The organism is Cupriavidus sp. 22TCCZM01-5 (genome assembly GCF_057798915.1).
In genome coordinates, this window is the sequence record NZ_JBYOJR010000047.1 from 22151 (window position 1) to 44854 (window position 22704).

A 22704-nucleotide genomic window follows, 5' to 3' on the forward strand; every position below is an offset into this window, starting at 1 on the left:
CCGGCGTCTTGCCGGTATTCGTGCATGTGCCGCCGTCTATGGTGGGCGTGCTCTCTGCATGTTGGAGTCAGGAATGTCATTCAGACATCTTTATAAGGTTCGTGCGTGGATTGCATTGACCTGCTTGTCGTTTTCGCACATCGCTGCCGCGCAGGCCGCGACCCAGGCGGTGCCGCTGTCCGCCGAGCACGCGCGCGCCCTTGGGGTGCGCACCAGCGCGGTCTCCGCCGCCGAAACCCTCGACGTTGGCACGCACGCCAGGGTCGTATTCAAGCCCGATGCCCAGTATGTCGTGGCGGCACCCTACCCGGGCATCGTGCCGCGTGTGCTGGTAGCCATCGGGCAGACCGTGCGTCCAGGCCAGCCGCTGGCCAGCTTCCTGAGTCCGCAACTGTTCGACGCGAGGCGCGCGCTGGCGGAAGCGAACTCGCAGGCCCGCCTTGCGCAGCAGGCCCTGGTGCGCGACCAGTCGCTCTACGAGGACGGCATCATCGCTGCCAGCCGCTGGCAGGCAACGCAGGCCCGGGCCACCGAGGCCGCCGCCATGGCCAGGGCGCGGCGTGCGGAAATGGCGTCGGCGGGCGTCGTCTTTTCCGGAACGGGCGACGCAGCCCAGCTTGTGGCGAGCCACCAGGGCATCGTGTCGGAGGTCAACGCCGTGCCTGGCGCGCGCGTGGAAGGCGCGTCGCCGCTGTTCAGGATTGTCGATCCGGATGCGTTGGAACTGGATCTCCTCGTGGGCCGCGATATTCCGGTGCCGTCCCCGGGTGAGCGCGTGGAAGTCGCGCGGCGCGGCGCGGCCGGCATTGTGGTTGGCGTCGCACCGGCCGGCGATGGCACGTCCGGGATGCGGGTGCGCGCGTCGCTGGAACGCCGTGGCGACCTGCGCGCGGGCGAGAGCGTCAACGTCACGCTGAAGCTGCGCAGCCGGGAAGGGAAGGGCATGCCCGGACGGGTGCGCGTGCCGGCGGCGGCCGTGGCCTACCTGCAGGGTACGCCAGGCGTGTTCGTCGCCACGGACAAGGGCTTCCGATTCCAGCCTGTCACGCTGGAGAGCACGGACGAAGCCAATGCCGTGGTCCGCGGCGACCTGCCCGCGGGGACGCGCGTGGCCGTCGCGGGCATCGGCGCGCTGAAGGGCCTGATGGCGGGAGACCAGTGATGCTTTCCCGCCTGATCGATTTTTCCCTGCGCCAGCGCGTGCTGGTCATGCTTGCCGCCTGCGCACTGGCCGCCGCGGGCGTGTGGGCTTATGTGAACCTGCCGATCGACGCCTTTCCCGATATCTCCCCGACCCAGGTCAAGGTGGTGCTCAAGGTGCCGGGCATGACGCCGGAGGAGGTGGAGCAGCGCGTCTCGACGCCGATCGAGCAGGAACTGCTCGGCATCCCGCACAAGACCATCGTGCGCTCCGTGTCCAAGTACGGCATCAGCGACGTCACAATTGATTTCGAGGAAGGCGTGGACGTGTACTGGGCGCGCCAGCAGGTCTCGGAGCGGCTCGCCGGCCTCGCGCGGGATCTGCCTTCGACCGCCGAGGGCGGCCTGGCGCCGATTACCACGCCGCTGGGCGAGATGTTCATGTTCACCATCGAGGGCGATGACTACTCGCTAGCTGAGCGTCGCCGCGTGCTCGACTGGGTCATCCGGCCGGCCCTGCGTACCGTGCCGGGCGTGGCGGACGTCAACGCGCTCGGTGGCGAGGTGCGAAGCTACGAGGTGATTCCCGATCCGTCCCGCCTGCGCGCGCGCGGCGTGACGCTGGACCAGTTGCGTCAGGCGCTGGACAAGAACAACCGCAACGACGGCGCGGGCCGCCTCGACCGTGGCGACGAGCACTGGGTGGTGCGCGTGGAAGGCGGCATACGCGGGCTCGATGACTTGCGCGCCATCGTCGTGGAGGCTGCGCAGGATCTTTCCGGCGCGCCAGCGGTGACGGTAGGCGATGTGGCCACCGTGCGGCTTGGCGAAGCCACGCGCAACGGCGCGGTCAGCAAGGACGGGCGGGGCGAGGCGGTGGAAGGGCTCGTGCTGGGCTTGCGCGGCGCCGATGCGCGCAGGCTGGTGCTGGCGGTACAGGCGCGGCTGGACGAACTGGCCCCGAGTCTGCCGAAGGGCATGTCGACGAGCATCTTCTACAACCGCGGGGAGCTGGTGACGCGCGCGGCGAATACCGTAGTCCGCGCGCTGGCCGAGGCCGGCGTGCTGGTGGTGATCACGCTGTACCTGTTTCTTGGCGGCGTGCGCGCTGCGCTGGTTGTGGCGGCTACGTTGCCGCTGTCGATGCTTGCCACCTTCTTGTTGATGCGTTACGCCGGGCTCACCGCGAACCTGATGAGCCTCGGCGGCCTGGCGATCGCGCTGGGCATGCTGGTGGATGCAGCCGTGGTGGTCGTCGAGAACATCGAAACGGCCCTGGCACGCGCCGAAGCGCACCAGACCGGCGAGGCGCTGCGCGGCGCGGCAATTCGCCACGCGGTGGCAACCGTGGCCCCGCCGATGCTGGCCGGTGTGTCCATCATCGCCATCGTTTTCCTGCCGCTGTTGTCGCTGGAGGGTCTCGAGGGCAAGCTGTTCGCGCCGGTGGCACTCACCATCGTGATGGCACTGGCTTCCTCGGTGGTGATTGCATTCACGGTGGTCCCGGCACTGGCTTCGTGGCTGCTGCTCTCGCATGCCGACGAGCCTCCCTGGCTGATGCGCAAGGTATCGGCCGGCTTTGCCCGGATGCAGGACTGGAGCGCGACGCACCGCCGCACCGTCTTCGGCGCTGCGGGCGTGGCGCTGGCCGGCGCAGCCCTGCTGTACCTGTCCGTGGGGAAGACCTTCATGCCGACCATGGACGAGGGCGATCTGATCGTGCAGCTTCAGAAGGCGCCGTCCGTGTCGCTCGCGGCCTCGCTCGATCTGGACCAGCGTGTACAGCAGGCCCTGTTGAAAGAAGTCCCGGAAATCCGTTCCATCGTGGCGCGATCCGGTTCCGACGACCTGGGCCTGGATCCGATGGGTCTGAACGAGACCGACACCTTCCTGGTGCTGAAGGCCAAGGACCAGTGGCGTGGCAGCAAGGATGATATTGCCGAGGCAATCCGGCGCGCGATGGAGCGCTTCCCGGGGGTGATCTACGGCTTCACGCAACCGATCGAGATGCGTGTCTCGGAAATGCTGACGGGCACGCGCGGCGACGTTGCCATCAAGCTCTTCGGCAGCGACCTCGCGGGCATCGACGCGGCGGCACAGATCATCGCGACGACCGTGCGCGGCATCAAAGGCGCGGCCGATGTGATTGCGCCCAGCAACAGCGGCGTGCAATTCCTGAAAGTGTCGATCGACCGTGCCGCCGCGGGCCAGGCGGGCTTTACCGGAGACGCCTTGCAGGCGCAATTGCGCGCGCTGGTGGAGGGCGACCGCATCGGCGTGGTGCCGGAGGGGATCGTGCGCACGCCGCTGATCCTGCGTGGCGGCGCGGCATTGCGCCAGGCGCCCGAGGCATTTGCCAGCCTGCTGGTTACGGCGCCGGACGGCAAGGCCTGGCCATTGACGTCGCTGGCAAGCCTCGAGCGGGTGGACGGCCCCGTGCGGATCAATCATGAGAACGGCGCCAGGTTCGCCGTGATCCAGGCAAACGTGGAAGGCCGCGACCTGGCTGGCTTCGTCCAGGAGGCGCAGTCGGCAGTCGCCGGTCTCAAGACGCTTCCCAAAGGCCTGCGTATCGTCTGGGGCGGGCAATTCGAGAACCAGCGTCGAGCCGCGGCACGCCTGGCTCTGGTCGTGCCGATGGCCCTGGCAGCGATTTTCTTCCTGCTGATGCTGACCTTCCGGTCGGTGCGTCAGGCCGTACTGGTGATCGCGAATATTCCGTTCGCGCTGGTAGGCGGCATCGCCGCATTGCGCCTGTCGGGGGAATACCTGTCGGTTCCAGCGTCGGTCGGCTTTATCGCGCTGCTCGGCATCGCGGTGCTGAACGGGGTCGTCCTGGTGTCGCACTTCAACACGCTGCTGGAATCCGGGCTCGACATTGCGCAGACCGTCCGGACGGGCGTGCGGGACCGCTTGCGCCCCGTTCTGATGACTGCCTGCATCACGGCGCTGGGCATGATACCGCTGTTGCTCGCAAGCGGGCCCGGATCCGAGATCCAGCGCCCGCTGGCCATTGTTGTCTCGGGGGGGCTGGTCTCCTCGACGGCGCTGACGCTGCTGCTTCTGCCGCTGCTGTACGAGCGTTTTGGCCTGCCAGGACAGCGGCCCGCCATCCGACAGGGAGAGATGCAATGACGCGCAAGGTGTCTGTCGCCCTTGCGGCAACGGTGGGCGCGATGGCGATCTGGAGTGCTGCCGCGCAGGCTGGCGGCGCGCACGACTATCTGCCCGCCGAGGAGGCCGTGCGGCAAGCCATCGCCGGCTCGCCCGATGTGATGGCCGCCGAGGCACGGCGGGATGCCACGCTCGCGCGTGCCGTCGGGATCCGTGCCGGCACGGCCGAGACGGTGGTGCGGGCGATTGGCCAGGGCCGCAGCGTCCGTGAGCCCTCGCAGCGTTTCCCTGAAGGGCAGATCGCGGTGGAACGGCCCCTGCGGCTGTGGGGCAAGGCCGACGCCGATGCGCGGCTGGCCGATGCGACCGCCGAAGCCGGCGACCTTGCGGTCATGGATGCCCGGCACGAATCGTCGCGCCAGATCCTGGCGCTGTGGTTCGCCGCGATGCGTGCCGGACAGGCTCGCGTGGCCGCGCAGGAAAATGCCCGGGCAGCCGGGGAACTGGTCGCCATGACCACCCGCCGCATTCAGGCGGGGGACGCGGCGCGGCTCGACGGGGAACTGGCCGCGTCGGATCAGGCCCGCACGCAGGCCGCGCTCGCGACGGCCTCCGCGGCCGAGCAGGCGGCGCTGGCCGAATTGCATGGGCGGTATCCGGGGCTGGGAGAGCCCGGCTCCCCGCCGGATGCACGGCTGCCTCCGGTGCCCCCCGAAGCGCCCGAGGCACTGCGTATGGACTACGTCCGGGGCAGCCATGAGTACCGGCTGGCGATGGCGCAGGAAGCGCAGGCGCAGCGGCATGCGGCCCGGGCGGATCTGGAGCGCAAGCCTGATCCGACGGTCGGCATGTTTGTCACGATCGAGCGGGGCGGGGCGGAGCGCATCCTTGGCGTCAGCGTCGCCATGCCGCTTGGCGGCGATCATCGCCGCGCGGCGGCCACGGCGGCGGCCGCGGACGCCGAGGCGGCCGCACGCAGCCGCATGGCGGCCGAGCGCAGGCTTGGCACGGAATTCGATGTGCAGTACCGCAACCTGCTCGGCAGGCGCTCGTCGGCGCAGGCTCAGGCCGAGGCCGTGAGCCTGCAACGCACTGCATCGGATCGCGCGACGCGCGCCTATCGCGCGGGTGAGTCCGGCCTGGCGGAACTGCTCGCGGTGCGCCGCAGCCTTGCCGAGGCCTTGCTCGCCGAACGGCTTGCGCGGGTCGATGCGTTGGAAGCCGGGAGCCGGCTCAGTCTTGATCTTCACCAGATGTGGGATCTTGACGATTAAGCCAGCCAGCGCTGGAAACCGACTATGCGATACCTTTCGGGGTCCGGCGGCTGGCTCGGTATGCCTGGTGGCCATTTTTTGGTTCTTTGCCGGATTGCGGGGGGAATGGGGAAGGACGGGCTTGTCGTGCCAAGCACGACAAGCCAGTCACCACCACAAAGCCCCCTTCATCATCGACGCGCACCTTCTACGCCGCAACGTTCTCTCCCCGCATCGATGGCGTAAACGTGATGCCGACCAGCAATCCTTCCGGCCCGATGAAGCGGCTGACGGTCTGGCCCCACGGTTCGCGACGGTTCCTGACCAGCATCCGATACCCTCGTGATTCCAGTTCCGCCGTAGCCGCTTCGACGCTGTCGACATCAAACTCGATCCAGGCTTGCGGGATGGGCACATCGGCAGGCCACGACCCGCTGCCGAAGCACGATTGCGCAGCCTGCGCGAGCGGCCACAACGCAAAAGTGTTTGCGCCCTTCAGGCTCTCCGTATGGAGGTATCCTCCCTTCTCTTCCTTGAAGGGGATGCCGAAGGCAAGGCCGTAGAGCTCGCGGCTTGCCTGGGCTTCGATGACAATCGGGCCAAAGCCGGCGACGAATAGCGCTGTGGCTTTTGGGATCTTTTCCATGGCTTCTCCTTTGCCGCGGATGATCGCGTGCCACGAGGCACTGACAGATTCGCCCGCGCGCGCCGAATAAATGCGCTAGTGACGACCCCTGCACAGGTTTGTCTCCCTTGGTGGCAGGGAGGCCGATCTTCTAGCATAGAAGGCGCAAGTCCAGGCGAACCGCCAAGGCAGGAGCGCCTGGGATGACGCGAGCGAACCAAGTGACGGTCAGGGAGCCTCAGGAGGTAAGGGATATGTCTGCCACAAAAATTGAGATGTACGACCACGATGGCGACGGCATCTTGACCATTCGCGATGACGGCGCCGAATTCACCGGCGTCGCGCTAGAGCTTTCGAATCTATTCGGCGAAGACGTCGTCGCGGATCTCGACAAGCACCAGTTGCTCGAATGGTGCGAGACGGTCGCGGCCCACCTCCGTCACCAGGGCGTTACGACAAGTCCGCCCGCCGCGGAGGGCACCGCTAACAAAACCAGCCAAAGCCGTCCGAAAGAACCGCCGGGCGTCGACGAGCTTTTGCAGTCGGCGTCATCCTGACTGCGGCAGCACGCGCTACGAACTGTCCTACCACGCGCCGCCGGCTCCCGGTTTCGCCTGCCGATGGCTCGCAAAGCGATTCAGTAAAAAGTCAACGAGTACCCTGACTCTGTCGGTCCGGGTCTTGCCGGCGCCGTAGACCAGATAGATATCGGCCGGTGTGAACTGCCACTGCGGCAGGACCCTGCACAGGGTTCCAGCCCTTAACTGTTCTGCGATATCCCATTCGGAACGCACCACCAGTCCTTGTCCGTCGAGCGCCCAGGCGACCGCCGATTCGCCGTCGTTGGTGCTCATGTTTCCTCGCACCTTGATGGTCTCCTGCTGCGCGCCGCTGCGCATGTGCCAGGTGCCAAAGGTTTCGTCTGCTTCCCGAATGAAGATGCAGCTATGGCGGGCGAGATCGCGCGGACTGCCGGGCAGGCCCGCCCGCGCCAGGTATGACGGCGCCGCGCACAGAACGCGGCGGTTGTTGGCGAGCAGACGTGAGGTGAGCCGCACGTCAGGCATTTCGCCGAAATGAACGATTGCGTCCAGGCCCAGTTCGGTCAGGTTCAACGGCCGGTCGCTGAGGTGGAGTTGAATCTCGATCTTCGGGAATTCCCTGGCGAACGCTGACAGCGCCGGTGCGATATGGCGGCGTCCGAAGCCTAGCGTCGCGCCAATCTTGAGCAGCCCATGCGGCGTGCTGCCGCTGCCGCCCACCGACCGCTCGAGGGTCTCCAGTTCGGCAAGTATGCGCGCGCCCTCGACGAGATAGTTCTCGCCTTCCGGAGTCAGGCTGGTGCGCCGGGTCGTCCGGTTCAACAGCCTGACTCCCAGGCGTGCCTCGAGCCCAAGCAGGCGTTTGCTGACTGCGGATGGCGTCACGCCAAGCTCCTGCGCTGCCGCAGCGAGGCTTCCTTGTCTGTTGATGGCCATGAAGAAGGCAACGTCGGAGAAGCTGTCCATTCATGAACTCCAGGCAATAAAGAATGAATTTTGCCTAAATTATGATTCTGGGGGCAAGTGCTACGATCAGTCGCACAAAAACATGTTCAAAGGAGACTCCCCATGCGCCTTGCCCGCCTTGCCGCGTTTGTCGCCTGTGCAGCAGTTCTGGGAACTGCGTCGGCGCAGTCGTATCCGCAGCGGCCGATTCGCCTGATCGTGCCTTACGCCCCGGGGGGCAGCGCCGATATCGCCGCCCGGCTTGTATCGGATGCGTGGTCGAAGAACCTCGGCGGCACGATGGTTGTCGAGAACCGCGCCGGCGCGGGCGGCAATATCGGGGTGGATGCGGTCGCGAAGTCGCCGGCTGATGGTTACACCATTGGCCTGCAGACGGTTTCGCTGGCCATCAATCCCGGCCTGTTCCCGCGCATGCCGTACGACACGCGGAAGGACCTGGCTCCCATCGGCATGGTCGCGGGGGCCCAGCATGTCCTGGTGGTCAACAACAAGATCCCGGCGAAGAGTCTGCAAGAACTGATCGCCCTCGCCAAAGCCAGGCCGGACAAGATGACTTACGGCTCCGCGGGCAATGGCAGCACCTTCCATATGTCGGCCGAGCTGTTCAAGTCGGTGGCAAACGTATCGATCGTCCACGTTCCCTATCGTGGCGGCGGTCCGGCCCTCGTCGACACGATCGCCGGTCAGGTCGATATGAGCTTCCCGGTGGTATCCGCGGCTCAGCAGCATGTGCTCGCCGGCAAGCTCACCGCGCTTGCCGTGACCGGTTCGAAGCGGTCGACGCTCTTGCCGAACGTGCCAACGGCGGCGGAAGCCGGATTGCCTGGCTACAACTTTGAAACGTGGTTCATGGTATTCGCGCCGGCCGGTACGCCCAAGCCGGTGATCGACAAGCTGAACGCAGCCCTGAATGCCACGCTCACGGCACAGGCAACGAAAGACCGGATGCTCAAGGAAGGTTTTGAACCGACGCCGACAACGCCGGAAGCGGCCCGCAAGCGACTCGAACAGGAGATGCCGATGTGGGCCCAGTTGATCAGGCAGCGCGGCATCACCGCCGAATAATCTTGAAATGGTAGCAGCCATGCCCCCACGAACTCTATACAACAAGCTGGTCGACTCTCACACTGTCGCCAGGATCGATGACGATAACGTCCTGCTGTACTGCGACTTGCACTTGATGAACGAGTACACGAGTCCGCAGGCCTTTGCCGGGCTGCACGAGCAAGACCGCGCGGTGTTGATGCCGGGACAGAACGTTTCCGTTGTCAGCCACATCATCCCGACGCACCCCACGAAGATTCGCGTGATCGCGGATCCTGCCTCGTCGCTGCAGGCGACGAACCTGCGGGCCAACTGCGAGAAGCACGCCATCCCGCTGTTCGATACGAACGATGCGCTGCAAGGCATCGAGCACGTCATCGCTCCCGAACACGGCATGATCCGCCCGGGCATGGTGGTCATTTGCGGCGACAGCCACACGACCACCTACGGCGCGCTGGGCGCACTGGGCTTCGGCATCGGTACGTCCGAAGTCGAGCATGTACTCGCCACCCAGACGCTGGTCTACCGGATGGCCAGGACCATGCGCATTCGCGTGAACGGCAAGCTTCCCGCAGGCACGACGGCCAAGGACCTGATCCTGATGATCATCGGGAGGATCGGGGCTCAGGGGGCACGCGGCTACGTGGTTGAATACTGCGGCTCGGCAATCCGGGACCTCAGCGTCGAGGCGCGATTCACGCTTTGCAACATGACGGTGGAAGCGGCTGCGCGCGGCGCGCTCATTGCGCCAGATGCGGTGTCGACCAACTACGTTCTGCGCCGCGCACCGGATATGGACGAAGCCCAGCGCACAGCGGCGCTAGCGTACTGGGAGACGCTGAAGAGCGACGCCGAAGCGGAATACGACCTCGATTTCGCGTTCGACGCGGGTGAGATCGAGCCCCATGTGACCTGGGGAACCAGTCCTGACCAGGTGGTGCCAGTCTCCGGGCGTATCCCGTTCCCGGAAGACCAGATGGACGAAGCGGACAAGCGTGCCGTCGACCGGGCGCTTTCCTATACCCGCCTCTCGCCCGGGACATTGCTCGAAGGCACCGCGATCCAGCATGTCTTCATCGGCTCATGCACGAACGGCCGGATCGAAGACCTCCGGGCGGTGGCCGCCGTCGTGCGCGGCAAGCAGGTGGCCAGCGGCGTCCGGGCGATGGTCGTGCCGGGATCCGGCGCCGTGAAAGCCCAGGCCGAGCGCGAAGGGATTGCCGCGATCCTGACGGCGGCGGGATTCGAATGGCGGCAACCGGGCTGCTCCATGTGCCTCGCCATGAATGACGATGTCCTGGCCGACGGCATTCGCTGTGCCTCGACCACCAATCGAAATTTCGAAGGCAGGCAGGGACGCGGCGCCATTACGCACCTGATGAGCCCGGCCATGGCTGCAGCGGCGGCCATTACCGGGAGGATTGCCGACGTCCGCAAGCTGGAGATTGCCAATGTCTGATCACGCCCGAATCACCGGCAAGGCGGCCGCCATCCGCTTCGAGAACCTCGACACCGACCAGATCATCCCGAAGCAGTTTCTTCGCGGCATCGACAAGGCGGGCCTCGACCAGGGGATCCTGTACGATCACCGCTTCGACGAGAGCGGTAATCCGCGTCCGGATTTCGTGCTGAATCGCCCCGGGTATGCGGGCACGAGCATCCTGGTCGGCGGCGCGAACTTCGGCTGCGGATCGAGCCGCGAACATGCCGTATGGGGCCTGCAGCAATTCGGCATCCGGGCCGTCATTGCGCCCAGCTATGGAGAGATCTTCTACTCCAATGCGATGAATAACCGATTGCTGCTCGTGATGCTCCCGCGCGAAGTCATCGAGCCACTGATGAATGCCGTCGATGCGGACAGCGGCAACACCATCACCATCGATGTCGATGCCATGCGGGTCAGGACGCCCGTGGGCGAGCATCCGTTCCAGCTGTCCGAACGGCACCGCCGCATGTTCATCGAAGGACTCGACATGATCGGTCTCTCTCTCAGGCATCGGGCCGAGATTGAAGCGTTCGCGGACCAGTACTGGTCCGCGTTTCCCTGGACAAGGAATGTCGCACGCCGCACCCGCGACCGCCTCGGCGCGACCTGAGGTCGCGCAAGAGGCGGAAGCCGGGCGCTACGCTCAAGTATCAGAACCGCCAGAAGAGGAAGCGATGCTGTCGGGGCCTGGCGGCGGGAGGCGGGCGCTTCTCGGGGCTGAAGCGTGCGCCGGGATCAATCGCTCTCGCGCGCAGCGCCATGTCATAGAAGGCGCCCACCATTGGCAGGGCGCTGCGCGCGCCCTGGCTCCAATAGCTGCCGAGCGTGACACGTCCATCGTCGAAGCCCACCCATGCGCCTGCGACGAGTTGCGGGTGCATGAGGATGAACCAGCTATCGGCGTTGTCCTGCGTCGTTCCCGTCTTGCCGGCAACGTCAGCGCGGATCCCGAAGCGCGACCGGATGTCCGAGCCGGTGCCGCGCGTGACGACATCGCGCATCACGTCGACCAGCGTCAGCGCGGCCCCCGCGGGTAGCGCCTGGGCTGGCGCAGCGCTGGGAAACTCGGCCAGGGCCTTGCCATGGGAGTCCTCGATGCGGGTCACCATGCGCGGCGCGACGTAGTTGCCACGGTTGGCGATGGTGGCGTATGCCGAAACCATTTCCCTGAGCGTTACCGGGCTCGTGCCGAGCGCAAGCGAAGGCACCGGTTCGAGCGGGCTCTCGCGTACGCCCATCGCCCGTGCCAGGCTTGCAACCTTCTCCGGGCCCTGCGCTTGCATGAGCTGCGCCGTGATGCGGTTGCGCGAGAACGCCAGCGCGTCGCGCAGCGTCATCGGCCGGTCGGTAGGCGGTTCGGCGTCGGTCGGCCGCCAGATGGCATGATCGGGCAGGGGGATGGCCACGTTCCGGTCGACGATGGTATCGCCCGGCCGGGCGCCGCCCGCGAACGCCGCGCCATAGACGAACGGCTTGAATGTCGAACCCGGCTGGCGGCGCGCCTGTTGCACGTGATCGAACGGCTCGGCACTGAAATCGGTGCTGCCGACCCATGCCTTGATATCACCGCTGCGCGGATCGATCGCGATAAATCCGGCCTGGACCTGGGTCTTGCTGCGGCAGAGCGCGCGAACGAAAGCGGGGTTGGAAGCGAGGTCCCTCAGTGCATTCCGGTCTGTTTTTCCAGCCTCGCGCGCGGCGCGGTAGTCGGACGTTTGCCGCATGAACGCCTGGAACAAGTCATTGCCCGGCCAGCAGCCGGTTCGCTCGTTCCATGCCTGGTCCGCGATCCATTGCAGCTGGTTCGTCTGCCAGCCAAGCGCCTGCGTTGCCATGGCTTGCAGGCGGAAATCGATCGTCGTGCGCACGACCAGGCCATCGGCGTAGAGGTTGTAGCCATTGCGATCCGCCCATGCGATCAGCCATTTGCGCAACTGCGCCGAAAAATGCGGGGCGGCGCCCGGCCGCTCCGTCTGCTGCGCGAAGTCGACGCGCAGCGGCTGCCGCTCGAGCCGGGCGTAGGCATCGGCCCCGAGCTTGCCGTACTTGTGCATCTGCCCGAGTACCGTGTTGCGCCGCTGCAGCGCGCGCTCGGGATTGAGGACAGGGTTATAGGTGCTGTTGGCTTTCAGCATCCCGACCAGCGTCGCGCTTTCAAGAATATCGAGCCGGTCGGCGGATTTGCCGAAGTAGGTGCGTGCGGCCATTTCCACGCCGTAGGCGTTGTACAGGAACGGTACCGTATTCAGGTAGGTCTCGAGGATCTGGTCCTTGCTGTACACGGCTTCGATCTTGAAGGCCGTGATCGCTTCCCTGAGCTTGCGAAGCAGCGTTGGCGCGCGGCCGATATCGTCGGGATAGAGGTTGCGCGCGAGCTGCTGTGTGATCGTCGAACCCCCTTGCCGGTCGCCGGAAAGCGTATGCAGTGCCGCCGCCGCCGTGCGCTTCCAGTCGATGCCGGGATGGTCGTAGAAGCGGCGGTCTTCCGTCGCGATCAAGGCCGCCACGACGTAGGGCGAGATTTGCCGGAGCGGCACCCACTCGCGATTGACCGGCTTGAGTTCATCCAGGATTCTTCCGTCAGCCGATACGATCACGGCCGGCCGGTCGATGCGGGCCTTGCGGATATCGCCGAGGGCCGGCGTCGAGCGGATGAGTGCGACCGTGCACAGCAGGAAGAGTGCCGACAAGGCCGCAAGCGTCAGGGCGATGCCCAGTCGTGTCGGGCGGCGAATGCGGCGCCAGGCGCTATCCAGGAGGCGTCGGAATCTCGTCTTGCAGGCTGCTGCCAGCGGCCGGATGTGGGCGAACCACCGTGCGCAAAGCTCACGAAACACAATGACAGGGTGGCGATTCACAGTGACGGGGCGCGGACGAAAAGCGCGATCGTACCAAAGCGGTTGCGGGCTCCATGGCGAAATGTGCGTCGGACAGCCGACATTTACAGACGCTTACATTTGCGGGGCAGCCGTCATCGGAAGGGGCGCGCTCCCCTGCACCGGACGCGATCGTTCATTGCGTCAGGCCGCAGGCATTGGCATTTGCGATGCCTTGGACAGCACCCGGACTGGTACCGGCTCATCGCGGCCCCGCAGGCGGGCAACCACGCCGGGCAGGTCCGAGGCCGAAACGCCGGCATGGTGGAATACCTGATCCGAGACGATTGCCTCGCACGCCATCTCCTTGGTCAACTGTTCAAGTCTCGAGGCCACGTTCAGCGGATCGCCAATCGCGGTGAAGGTGACATGTTCGCTGAACCCGATCTGCCCCACGACAGCGCGGCCGCAATGCAATCCAATGCCAAACCGGATTCCTATCTGCAACTGCTGTTGAAGTAAGGCGTTGAGCTCGTCAATCCTGGCCGCTACCAGCGGCACGGCGCGAAGCGCTTGTCGACAGGCGGTTGAGGGTTCGCTGCTCAAGCCGAAGATTGCGAGCACCGCGTCGCCGAGAAACTGGTTCGGCTGACCGCCAGCCTGGACCACCGCGGAGCAGACCGCACCCATGAAGCGGCTGACCACGAAAATGCTGTCAAACGGCAATTGTGCCGCGGCGAGCCTGGTCGAATCCCGCATGTCGACGAACATGAACGCGGCGAAGCGCTCCTGTGGCATGACATCCTGCTGACGACGCTGCAGGAAGGCAGCCGATGCTGCCGGCGGTACCAGTGGCCACACCGAGAGATCGTGGGTCGGCCGCAACTGGCAGGCCAGGCGCAATGTCTGCGGGTCCGCGCGCAGCCGTTCCAGGACACGCCGCTCCGCCCCGGAGGGCGCTGGCAGCGGCACGTCGCTGAGTACCCGGACCCGGCACAGCGTGCATCGGGCCCGGCCACCACAAGTGCTGGCATGAGGAATCCCGGCCAGGCGGCTGGCCTCGAGCACCGAAAATCCGCGCGGCGCGAGCACCTTTCGCCCGCCGGGATACAGGATGGCGTACCGTCCACCCCTGCGCTCCCGGAACCTGCGCGCCAGCCGCGCGGCCAGTATGAGCAGCAGCGCGCCGCCATCGAAGAGCAGGAAATCATTGCGCAGCCTGGCAAGCCACAGATTTTGCGGTCGTGTGCCGATGGTCGCCGGCCGGATCGCGGCGGCGCGCCACACCGGGTCCTGCGCCAGGGCAACCACCTCCCGTCCGCCCTGCAGGAAGCCCAGCAACGCGAGCACCGGGAGCAGGACGGCGGCGCTCGTCAGCGCACTCCGCCATGCGCCGAACCATGGTTTCAATCGCAGCCAGAACCAGATGCCGTAGCACCCGTGCAGCCAGGCGACTACCAACAGCGCGAGCTGCACCCGGGCAAAGAATGGGGAATCGATCCAGAACGCGTACAGCACCTGCGCATAGCCCTTGTCCAGGCCGAACTCGGCAAAGGCGATGCGCGTATTCACGACGTGGTTGGCCAGCAGCGGAGGGATGCACAAGCCGAGCAGCAGTTGCGCCATTTCACCGGGGGTCCAGTACAGCGAGCGCCGTTCGTACAGGGCCCACAGTCCCAGGAAGAAATGCGTGACCAGTGAGCCGTACAGGAGAATCGTGCCGGCCCACCCCTGCCAGATGAACTTCTGGACCAGCAGATCGCGCTCCAGCCAGGCGAGCGAAATATTTCCGAGAGCGTGGTTAAGCAGGTGCGTGCCGACGTAGCTGAACAGCACCAGGCCGGTTGCCAGGCGCACGGATCGCACGCTGGTTGGCCACAAGCGGCGAAAAGAGGGAAATCCGGACATGCGCGGCCCTCCACGTATCCCGAACCGGAGCCTATGGGCGGTGTCACACGGACCCGCTTGCCTCATGCACCTGGCAAGGGGGCATTCGCTAGACTGCCGCGGCTCCCACTTTATTCCCAATCGCGTCTTGCACTCGCTTCGCGGGCTGGCGGGAATTTTGCGCACAGCCCGCTGGTTATGCATGCAAGCGCGCCAAGGACAGAGGCGCGCTTTTTTCCCCTCCCAAGGAGTTATGAGATGAAAACGAGATCGTTGAAATGGCTGTATCGCGCGCTCGCCATTGCGTCGCCCATCTACCTTGCTGCCGGCGTTGCCCAAGCACAACCCGCGGCATCGAACGACATGCCCCAGGTCACGCGCGCCGGCATCCTGAGAGAGCTCCAGGAACTGGAGGCCGTTGGCTACAACCCTGCCGCTCCCGGTGAAACCCGGTATCCGGACAATCTGCAGCAGGCATTGCAGAAGCTGGATGCGAAACATCGAGCGCAAGCCGCCACCGCGCCTGGCACCACAGCCGAGGCCGCCAGACCGGCACAGGCCACCGTCACCCAATGAAACAGGCATGCGTGATGCGTGGCTGCGGTGGCAAGCCACGCATCACGCAGGCGCGCGAACGTCGCGCAGCATCTTGCGGTCGAAGCCGCCTGGCCGGCCATGGATCAGGAGATCGCGAGTTTCACCATGACTGTCGGAGTTCAACCATGATTTCAACATTCCCAGACGGACGCGGCCTGGTGCACCGCGTCCGGCATGCGAGGGTGCTGCCGGCGCTGGCTGCATCGGCCCTACTGTTCGCCTGTGCAAGTCCCGCGTGGCAATCCGTGGCGCCGGGTGCCAGCGAGGCGGAGTTGCAAGCCACGCTTGGCGCGCCGCGCGAGGTCTATCGGCTTCCGGATGGTTCCCGCCGCTGGCTCTATCCCGCGCCGGGCGAAGCCAAATGGGCAGCCCAGATCGGGCCGGATGGGCGCGTCGTCAGTGTCAGGCAGGTGCTGACCGCTGAAGAGTTCGGCATGGCCAGGATCGGCGAGTGGACCATGCAGGACGTGCTGGTCCACTTCGGGAAGCCCGCGGAAACCTCCTATTTCCCGCTGATGCGGCGGAAGGTCTGGAGCTATCGCTTTGCGCAGGACAGTGTGCAGTACTCGACCATGCACTTCTACTTCAATCCCGACGGCCTGTTGGTGCTCACGCAGGTCTTTCCGGACTTCCTGAACGAATCGTAGTCCGGAATAAATCGTGGCGGCCGACGGTAGGACAGGTGCAAGACAGAGGAGGGCACCGTGAACGCTACTGACGAGTCCAGCCATTTCGCGGAGGTAACGCTGCCGCATCTCGACGCTGCCTACAACCTGGCACGCTGGCTGAGCGGCAGCGCAAACGACGCGGACGATATCGTGCAGGAAGCCTACTTGCGCGCGTTTCGCTTCTTCAGCACCTTTCGCGGCGGCAATGCGCGTGCCTGGCTGCTTGCCATCGTCAGGAACACGTGGTTCAGCGAATGGCGTCGGCGGTGCGACGCCGCCGACGGCACCCCCTTTGACGAAGTCCTCCATGGCGACGAGCGGCTACCCGGATGGGAGGACGATATCGGCAGCGATCCCGAAACGCTGGCGGTACGCCGTGACGATGCGCAACTGGTACACCGCGCGCTCGAACAACTCCCGGTCGAATATCGCGAGGTGCTTGTGCTGCGCGAACTGGAAGACATGAGCTATCGCGATATCGCCAGCGTCGCAGGCATTCCGATCGGCACCGTGATGTCGCGGCTGGCGCGCGGCCGCCACCTTCTCTGCACTGCAGTTCGCGCCGCGCAGATGCAAGGCCCGGGCGGCCGCATTCCACTTGCCCCTGTGCCCGTGCCGGGCCGTTCGATGGGAGCCAATCATGGACGATGACAAGGCGATGACTTCGCTGACCGATCTGTTGCGCGATGGCTCGCTTCACTACCGTGCACCACCGTACCTGCGCGCACGCGTGGAGGCCAGCCTGCCACGCAAATCGCGCCGCTTGTCGTGGCTGGCATGGCGGGTGAGCTTGATGAATCCCGCCTTGGCGCTGGCAGGTGGCGGTCTTGCCGGGGCCGCCGTTTCCGCCGTGGTGTTTGCCATGCTCTCGCTGGTGCCGCCGCAACGAACCGGCGGGATGGGTCAGGAACTCGTGACCAGCCACGTCCGCGCGCTGTTGTCGCAACACTCGATGGACGTGTTGTCAACCGATCAGCACACAGTGAAGCCCTGGTTCAACGGGCGGCTCGACTACGCGCCGCCGGTGATCCAGTTGCCGACGGGGGACTTCCCCCTGACTGGCGGCCGCGTCGACTACGTGGACCATCGCAGGGTAGCGGTCCTGATCTACCGCTACCAGCAGCACCCGATCGATCTCTATGTCTTTCCGGCGGCGAGCGGCGTCTCAACCCAGGTGGCCGATTCATCAGACGGCTACTCGATTGTCCATTGGCACCAGAAAGGCATGGACTTCTGGGCCATCAGCGACGCGGAACCGGTTCATGTGAACGCGTTCGCGCAGGCCATTCGGACCGAACTGGGCAACTGAACAGGGAATAAAGAGAATGCCGGCGCAGTTGGACAAGTGCATGACGAACCCGAAGGCATGGGGCAACGGCCTCCAGGAAGCGGGCCCGACATGCACATACCGAGCGTAGCCAGCCCTGACGGCAACGCGAATGGAAGCCACCCCTGTTTCATTAGGAGACTGTCGTGAAAATCCTATCCACTGTTGTTCTCGCCGCATTGACTTCGTTCGCGGCCCTGGCCCATGCAAGCAACCTGCCTGTCGATTCCACCGACGGCAAGACGCATATCAACGCGCCGCGCGATCCCTACACCGATGGGGCCAAGGCAGGCAAATTTGACGTCTACTCGGAAGGTGCGCGGAGCGTCACGGATCGGCGCGATCCGTTCACTGACGGCGCGCACGGCTAAACCGGCATCAGGCGCGGCAAGAGAAGGGCGGGCCGAGGCCCGCCCTGGTTCGCTGATTGGGGGTGGCGTAGCTTGGCAGGCGCGCCAAGCCCCGCCTCCACGCCTTCCCAATCCCCTCCCCATCCACAAAGACACCGGCGATCTGCTGGCCGATATCGCCTAAGCTATAGACGTGTTGGGGGGTGCGCTATGAAACCCGATTTGACCGCTCTGGTCCGCCCGGTGGCGTCGACGATGCTCGTTCTGGGGTTTGCTGCCTGTGCCCACACGGAATTCCATCACCAGGCCTGCGTTTCTGGCGTCGATGTCACGACTGACGTTAACGATGGCGGCACGGTGACGTTCTCAGGAACGGACACCAGCCTCGTTGATTCGTGCCAGGGGGTGGGCGCCGGCCAGGGTGGTTTCTGGATTGTCAGCCTTGACCGCTCTGGGCCGGTGCGGTCGAGTCAGGACGCCACTGTTGAAGCGACTGTCCTCGGCGGCGAGTGGCAATGGTGGCAGGCTGACGGTACCCTGCAGAGTGGCAGCGTTACCGGAGGGCGTGTGATATGGCCAGCCGATTCGCACCATGGCATCGGCAGTTGCGGCAACAGAGCTGCACAAGTCAGCGTCGCGCTTTCCGTGCTTCAGGAGCACCCGGGTATCGGCACTTTTGAGGGCTGTCTGGACTTCACGCACGTGGACCCAACATTGCCATGGGTTGTCTTTCCGCCCAGGATTTGGGGGAGATTGACGACAAGTTCGCCATAGCGCAGTTCGGGCACCAGGATGGAGCCCGATGAGGCAAGCCGCGCTGCAACAAATGCCTGATACTCCTCCCGCTATCAAGGAGTCCGAAGACGTCACCCCGCTCGCATTGTTCCGGGCCGGCCTGTCGGACCGGGAGCCGAGCGCGTAGAGCTTCAGCCTCATGCGGCGGGCCTGATTGCTCGCGGCCCAGACCCCCACGCGGACCCGCAAGCGCTCAGTACGGCGTCCGGCTCAACCGCCGCCGATACCGCGCCGCATAGACCGCCTGCTGCTCAGGCGCCGGCAGCGCGGCCTGGATCGCCTCCACATGCCGCTGCAAGCCCGCATAAAAGTCAGACAGGTCGGCCTTCATCGCCGTGCGCGAGTCATTGTCGAGGTAAATCATGTGGCCCGAAGGATAATTCCTGACGGTCAGCGTCGTCGCGACGCCCGCATGCGCGGCCGGCATGTTCTGGAAATTGAGGATCGTCTGGAAGAACGGCGTCACGGCGTCGTAGTAACCGTTCGCCGAGAACACCCTCAGGTAGGGGTTCAGCGCCATCGCCGCGGCCAGATCGCCGGCCGTGTAGAGGTCTTCGACGCCGCCGCGTTGCGCGCCGGTGGGGTCGACGTGGCCGAAGTTCCAGTTGAGGAAGGCCTGGTCGTTCAGGTCCATGAACGGCGAGGTCGACGTGAACTGCAGCGCCTCGTTGAGATACACATTCCACATCGCCGTGTAGACGCCGCCGACGGCGGTCATGGTGGGATCGTTGCCGCCGGAATTCGGGGCGATGTATTCGGCGATGCCCGTGTCCTGCGCCGTCACGCGCCCGTCGTATGCGCCCACGGCCAGGCCCTCATCCAGCAGCAGGCTGGTCAGGAACACCGAGCCGTTTGCCGTCGACGGGTCCAGTTTCCAGTAACGCAGGACCTCCGGCGGAATGCCGAGGATGGCGCTCAGGTACTTCAGCGCCTTCGGGTCGGACTTCGGAAAACCGGCTAGCGCGTCGACGTAGGCATCGACGGCGAACGCTTCCACGTCGTCCATGAACGCCGTCAGCGTCGCGGGCACCGGCGACAGCGTGACCTTCTTGTGGTACCACGCGTCGGCGGCGAGCGTCGGAAGCAGCCCGACGGGATTGCCCGCCTGCGAATAGTCGAGGATCGACGATTGCAGCACGATGCCGTTCAGGTCCACGCCATCCTCATGCAGCAGCCATGTCAGCACGCAGGTGCGCGGCGTGCCATAGGACTCCCCAAACAGGTACTTCGGCGAGTTCCAGCGGTTGAACACCGTCAGATAGCGCTTGATGAACTGCCTGATGCAGCCAGCGTCCTCGTCCACGCCCCAGAAGTCCTTGTTGGTGCCCGGCGCGACCGCCGCGGAATACCCGGTGCCGACGGGGTTGATGAAGACGAGGTCGGTGTGGTCGAGCAGGCAGTCCTCGTTATCTTCCAGGCCGTACGGCGCCGGCGGGGTGAAGCCGGGCATGCTGGTCCGGATCCGGCGCGGTCCGAAGGAGCCGAGCAGCAGGAAGACCGAGGACGATCCCGGGCCGCCGTTGTAGAAGAACGTCACCGGACGCGCGGACGCGGTCGCGCCATTGAGCGTGAAGGCGACATAGAACAGCTTGGCGGCCGGCATCGCGCTGCTTGGGTCCGTCGTCACCAGATGGCCGGCGCGTGCCGTGTAGGCGAGCGTCTTGCCATTGAGCTTCAGGGTGTGCTGCGTGATGGCCGCTGTCTCCGTGACGTCGGTGACCGAATCGTCAGGGCCATACCCGTATGGCGTAGTGTCGACGAGCGGTTGATCGGGCGGGACTTCCTTTCTTGTCGTCGGACTCATGGCATTGGCCTCCGTGTTCGCGGTGTTCGGCTTGGCAATCCCACCGGCCTCAGACGGCGGCCAGGGCTTCGAGCAGGCCCTGGCCGTTGGGCACGCCCCAGCCGGTGACGGCGTCGAAGCCCGACGTGGCCGTATAGCCCTTGCCGGGGCTGGGACGAGAGGTGTTCTGGCCCGAGACGATGTCGCTGAAGCCCGCGCGTCCCACGTTGCCCTTGTAGAGCAGCGGCGCAAGGAAACGCTGGCGCTTGCCGGCCGGCAACGCCGCGTCGATGCGCGCCACCAGCGCGGCCCACAACGGCGCGGCCGCGCTGGTGCCGCCATCGGGCAACGGCTGGCCGTCGAGCAGCAGGTCATAGAGCGGCGGCCCGGCCAGCGCTGCCACATCGGGCACCACGCGTCCGTCCGGCGCGCCGGGATTCAGCGACCCAACCGAGACGGTTTGCCACGGCGGCCTGGCGTTCAGGACGCTCACGCCACCGCCGGTGGAGCCGCCGCCCTGTTGCGTGCGCTCGCCCGGCGCTTCCCACCACGCTACTTCCTGGGTCTTCCCGTCCGCATGCGCCACCAGCATGGTGCCGCCGACGCTCAGTACGTAGGGACTCGAGGTCGGGAACGCGACATGGCAGCGCTTGCCCGGCTGGTTGCAGCCGCTGCCGTCGTCGCCCGACGATACGCACACGGTCATGCCCTGCATCGCCGCGATCTGGAGCCGCTGGTTGATGGATGCCATCGCGCCATGGCTCCAGTCCGGCGCCTCTTCGGCGAGCCCGTAGCTGATGGACAGCGCCACCGGCAACGGCCCGCTTCCCGACGTCACTTCGTCGAGCAGGTTGATCCAGCCGCTCTCGCCCCACGTCGCGAAATACACGCCGATATCCGCCTTCGGACAGAGCCCGGCGACGATCTCGATATCCATCATCGTCTCCGCTGTCTGCATGAAGAGCAGATCCTGCAGGTCCTTGGGGAGTTCCTGGATCTCGGCCTTGAACTGCTGTTCGCTGAGCGGCGACAGGCCCACGCTTTCGATCCTCACCACGGGCTGCGGCAGGCCCTGGCGCTTGCAGAACGCGGCGACGTCCGAGGGCAGGTAGGCGGGCGGCAGCACCTGCCCGTTGCCGAGGTTCTGGCCGAACTCGGCGATGGCGACCGTCTTGCCGGCCCCATCGCCGGCGGGAAAGCGGTATTGCTTCACGAGGTCGGCCGGCGTCAGTGGGGCGGCGGCGCGCACCAGCGCTGCCGCCTGCGCGTGACGCTTCGCCACCCGGCGCTGGTCCAGCCCGAACACGCCTTCCACGACGTCGGCGATCTCGGCCGGAACCATCAGCATGCCCTGGCGCGCGCGGATCTGGCCCTGTCCGGGGACCTGGTAGATGCCGAGTTCGGGGCGGAAAGCGGCGATCATCGCCGCCGCCGGCCCGCGTACCCGTATGCTGCGGCCACCTTGCTTTACCTCCACGACCTGGAGCCCATAGGCGCGCAGCACGTCCTCGACTTTGTGGACCTGTTCCGCCGGCACGCCGAAGCGCTGTGCGATCTCTTGCCGCGACAATGCCTTGTCGGGCATCTGCCCCGGCGCGGGAAGCTGAGGTCCCTTGAGCGTGACGGTGACGTCGACGATCGCGAGCGGATCCACGTCGCGGACCCGGATGGCGTTGTGCGGCAGCGGCCTGCGGCTGCCAGCAAGCAGTACGTGGGTGTCCGCCATGTTGTCCTCCGACGCAGGCACTTGCCGTTCGGCGGCCGCGCGTTGCGCGATTTCCGCACCTGCCTCCGGCTTCGGCGGCAGGCTCAAACGAGCTTAGGTATTGCCTGTCAATTCGTCAAAGGCGTTCCCCTCCTGAATGTCGCTTATATCTGTGTTAATCGATTGCGAAAATGGCCTTATCGATCGATCGCGTCAGGTCCGGCAGGAGTGCGGCCTTGGCGTCCTTGCCGTGGCGACGGACAGTGGCAGAAGCGCGTCGCCTGGCGGCTGGCCATCAACGATGCGCTCCTTGTTTTCAAGCGGCTTTGGTCTCGCGAGGCTTGGTTGCCCGTTCGACCCTGCTACGCATAGTGATTCAGAACCAGTGCCTGCGATAACCGGCTCTTGTACGATCCCCATGTAGGGCTCGGGTACAGCGTTCCAATAGCGTCAGCGGTGGGACGCCTACGGCTGCGCTGCGCGCGCGTCCTAGTCGGTTTGCGACGGGCATCATCGTCGCCAGTGCCAACGGTTCGGTTTCTCCGCTTCGCTGCGGCGCGGTTTGCCTGCGGCCTGGGTGCCCAGACTAGGGCTCTGCGCGTAGCG

The 22704-nt window shown here is 65.7% G+C and carries 19 protein-coding genes; 13 read left to right on the forward strand and 6 right to left on the reverse strand.

The window, feature by feature from the left end:
- Window positions 1-73 precede the first annotated feature (73 nt).
- From AC3FNH_RS29690 to AC3FNH_RS29700, 3 genes are read left to right on the forward strand one after another with little or no spacing between them, the layout of a single operon-like run.
- Window positions 74-1162: an efflux RND transporter periplasmic adaptor subunit gene (locus AC3FNH_RS29690; protein ID WP_488722610.1), complete on the forward strand. Its 1089-nt coding sequence runs from the start codon at window positions 74-76 to the stop codon at window positions 1160-1162.
- Complete coding sequence (locus AC3FNH_RS29695) at window positions 1162-4275, forward strand: efflux RND transporter permease subunit (RefSeq protein ID WP_488722611.1); 3114 nt, start codon at window positions 1162-1164, stop codon at window positions 4273-4275. The genes AC3FNH_RS29690 and AC3FNH_RS29695 overlap by 1 nt, the downstream gene beginning before the upstream one ends.
- Window positions 4272-5528, forward strand: coding sequence for a TolC family protein (locus AC3FNH_RS29700; protein ID WP_488722612.1), 1257 nt, complete (start codon window positions 4272-4274; stop codon window positions 5526-5528). Before AC3FNH_RS29695 ends, AC3FNH_RS29700 begins: the two co-directional genes overlap by 4 nt.
- A gap of 187 nt (window positions 5529-5715) precedes the next feature.
- Here AC3FNH_RS29700 and AC3FNH_RS29705 read toward each other — a convergent pair whose 3' ends face one another.
- Window positions 5716-6153 (reverse strand): VOC family protein, encoded by a 438-nt coding sequence (locus AC3FNH_RS29705; protein WP_276101975.1) that lies wholly within the window; start codon window positions 6151-6153, stop codon window positions 5716-5718.
- Window positions 6154-6386: 233 nt separating this feature from the next.
- Here AC3FNH_RS29705 and AC3FNH_RS29710 point away from each other — a divergent pair, with 233 nt between their 5' ends.
- Complete coding sequence (locus tag AC3FNH_RS29710; RefSeq protein WP_488722613.1) at window positions 6387-6689, forward strand: penta-EF hand family protein; 303 nt, start codon at window positions 6387-6389, stop codon at window positions 6687-6689.
- Window positions 6690-6716: 27 nt separating this feature from the next.
- Here the strand turns inward: AC3FNH_RS29710 and AC3FNH_RS29715 are convergent, their stop codons facing one another.
- A complete protein-coding gene (locus tag AC3FNH_RS29715) occupies window positions 6717-7640 on the reverse strand; it encodes a LysR family transcriptional regulator (protein WP_488722614.1) in 924 nt (307 codons plus the stop codon).
- Between the two features lie 102 nt (window positions 7641-7742).
- Between AC3FNH_RS29715 and AC3FNH_RS29720 the strand changes: the two genes are divergently transcribed.
- From AC3FNH_RS29720 to leuD, 3 genes are read left to right on the forward strand one after another with little or no spacing between them, the layout of a single operon-like run.
- Window positions 7743-8705, forward strand: coding sequence for a tripartite tricarboxylate transporter substrate binding protein (locus AC3FNH_RS29720; protein WP_276101972.1), 963 nt, complete (start codon window positions 7743-7745; stop codon window positions 8703-8705).
- A 19-nt stretch (window positions 8706-8724) separates the two neighbouring features.
- The gene (gene leuC, locus AC3FNH_RS29725) at window positions 8725-10143 is read left to right on the forward strand and encodes a 3-isopropylmalate dehydratase large subunit (RefSeq protein WP_488722615.1); all 1419 of its coding nucleotides are present in this window, start codon (window positions 8725-8727) and stop codon (window positions 10141-10143) included.
- A complete protein-coding gene (gene leuD / locus AC3FNH_RS29730; protein ID WP_276101970.1) occupies window positions 10136-10780 on the forward strand; it encodes a 3-isopropylmalate dehydratase small subunit in 645 nt (214 codons plus the stop codon). The genes leuC and leuD overlap by 8 nt, the downstream gene beginning before the upstream one ends.
- 40 nt (window positions 10781-10820) lie before the next feature.
- Here leuD and AC3FNH_RS29735 read toward each other — a convergent pair whose 3' ends face one another.
- Both AC3FNH_RS29735 and AC3FNH_RS29740 read right to left on the reverse strand, forming a co-directional pair.
- Window positions 10821-13028, reverse strand: coding sequence for a penicillin-binding protein 1A (locus tag AC3FNH_RS29735; RefSeq protein ID WP_488722616.1), 2208 nt, complete (start codon window positions 13026-13028; stop codon window positions 10821-10823).
- 162 nt (window positions 13029-13190) lie between these two features.
- A complete protein-coding gene (locus AC3FNH_RS29740) occupies window positions 13191-14843 on the reverse strand; it encodes an adenylate/guanylate cyclase domain-containing protein (RefSeq protein ID WP_488722617.1) in 1653 nt (550 codons plus the stop codon).
- Between the two features lie 288 nt (window positions 14844-15131).
- Between AC3FNH_RS29740 and AC3FNH_RS29745 the strand changes: the two genes are divergently transcribed.
- The 6 genes from AC3FNH_RS29745 (at window position 15132) to AC3FNH_RS29770 (ending at window position 18589) form a co-directional block, all read left to right on the forward strand.
- Window positions 15132-15449, forward strand: coding sequence for a DUF4148 domain-containing protein (locus AC3FNH_RS29745; protein ID WP_276101967.1), 318 nt, complete (start codon window positions 15132-15134; stop codon window positions 15447-15449).
- Window positions 15450-15595: 146 nt separating this feature from the next.
- Window positions 15596-16117, forward strand: coding sequence for a dethiobiotin synthetase (locus AC3FNH_RS29750; RefSeq protein WP_488722618.1), 522 nt, complete (start codon window positions 15596-15598; stop codon window positions 16115-16117).
- 57 nt (window positions 16118-16174) lie between these two features.
- On the forward strand, window positions 16175-16789 hold the full coding sequence (locus tag AC3FNH_RS29755; RefSeq protein WP_488722619.1) for an RNA polymerase sigma factor: 615 nt from the start codon (window positions 16175-16177) through the stop codon (window positions 16787-16789).
- Window positions 16779-17447 carry an anti-sigma factor gene (locus tag AC3FNH_RS29760; RefSeq protein ID WP_276101964.1) on the forward strand — a complete coding sequence of 223 codons (669 nt, stop codon included), beginning with the start codon at window positions 16779-16781 and terminating at the stop codon, window positions 17445-17447. The genes AC3FNH_RS29755 and AC3FNH_RS29760 overlap by 11 nt, the downstream gene beginning before the upstream one ends.
- Before the next feature lie 164 nt (window positions 17448-17611).
- Window positions 17612-17836: a hypothetical protein gene (locus tag AC3FNH_RS29765; RefSeq protein ID WP_276101963.1), complete on the forward strand. Its 225-nt coding sequence runs from the start codon at window positions 17612-17614 to the stop codon at window positions 17834-17836.
- A 189-nt stretch (window positions 17837-18025) separates the two neighbouring features.
- Window positions 18026-18589: a hypothetical protein gene (locus AC3FNH_RS29770; RefSeq protein ID WP_488722620.1), complete on the forward strand. Its 564-nt coding sequence runs from the start codon at window positions 18026-18028 to the stop codon at window positions 18587-18589.
- A 214-nt stretch (window positions 18590-18803) separates the two neighbouring features.
- Here the strand turns inward: AC3FNH_RS29770 and AC3FNH_RS29775 are convergent, their stop codons facing one another.
- Window positions 18804-20414, reverse strand: a complete 1611-nt coding sequence (locus AC3FNH_RS29775) for a S10 family peptidase (protein WP_276101961.1) — start codon at window positions 20412-20414, stop codon at window positions 18804-18806.
- 49 nt (window positions 20415-20463) lie between these two features.
- Window positions 20464-22119: a S53 family peptidase gene (locus AC3FNH_RS29780; protein WP_488722621.1), complete on the reverse strand. Its 1656-nt coding sequence runs from the start codon at window positions 22117-22119 to the stop codon at window positions 20464-20466.
- Window positions 22120-22704: the final 585 nt, after the last annotated feature.

Bases quoted from the DNA above. Each gene is read 5' to 3' on its own strand.
- AC3FNH_RS29760 (WP_276101964.1), top strand. From the start codon at position 16,779: ATGGACGATGACAAGGCGATGACTTCGCTGACCGATCTGTTGCGCGAT.
- AC3FNH_RS29780 (WP_488722621.1), bottom strand. From the start codon at position 22,119: ATGGCGGACACCCACGTACTGCTTGCTGGCAGCCGCAGGCCGCTGCCG.
- AC3FNH_RS29720 (WP_276101972.1), top strand. From the start codon at position 7,743: ATGCGCCTTGCCCGCCTTGCCGCGTTTGTCGCCTGTGCAGCAGTTCTG.
- AC3FNH_RS29700 (WP_488722612.1), top strand. From the start codon at position 4,272: ATGACGCGCAAGGTGTCTGTCGCCCTTGCGGCAACGGTGGGCGCGATG.
- AC3FNH_RS29750 (WP_488722618.1), top strand. From the start codon at position 15,596: ATGATTTCAACATTCCCAGACGGACGCGGCCTGGTGCACCGCGTCCGG.
- AC3FNH_RS29695 (WP_488722611.1), top strand. From the start codon at position 1,162: ATGCTTTCCCGCCTGATCGATTTTTCCCTGCGCCAGCGCGTGCTGGTC.
- leuC (WP_488722615.1), top strand. From the start codon at position 8,725: ATGCCCCCACGAACTCTATACAACAAGCTGGTCGACTCTCACACTGTC.
- AC3FNH_RS29745 (WP_276101967.1), top strand. From the start codon at position 15,132: ATGAAAACGAGATCGTTGAAATGGCTGTATCGCGCGCTCGCCATTGCG.
- AC3FNH_RS29710 (WP_488722613.1), top strand. From the start codon at position 6,387: ATGTCTGCCACAAAAATTGAGATGTACGACCACGATGGCGACGGCATC.
- leuD (WP_276101970.1), top strand. From the start codon at position 10,136: ATGTCTGATCACGCCCGAATCACCGGCAAGGCGGCCGCCATCCGCTTC.
- AC3FNH_RS29690 (WP_488722610.1), top strand. From the start codon at position 74: ATGTCATTCAGACATCTTTATAAGGTTCGTGCGTGGATTGCATTGACC.
- AC3FNH_RS29775 (WP_276101961.1), bottom strand. From the start codon at position 20,414: ATGAGTCCGACGACAAGAAAGGAAGTCCCGCCCGATCAACCGCTCGTC.
- AC3FNH_RS29705 (WP_276101975.1), bottom strand. From the start codon at position 6,153: ATGGAAAAGATCCCAAAAGCCACAGCGCTATTCGTCGCCGGCTTTGGC.
- AC3FNH_RS29770 (WP_488722620.1), top strand. From the start codon at position 18,026: ATGAAACCCGATTTGACCGCTCTGGTCCGCCCGGTGGCGTCGACGATG.
- AC3FNH_RS29715 (WP_488722614.1), bottom strand. From the start codon at position 7,640: ATGGACAGCTTCTCCGACGTTGCCTTCTTCATGGCCATCAACAGACAA.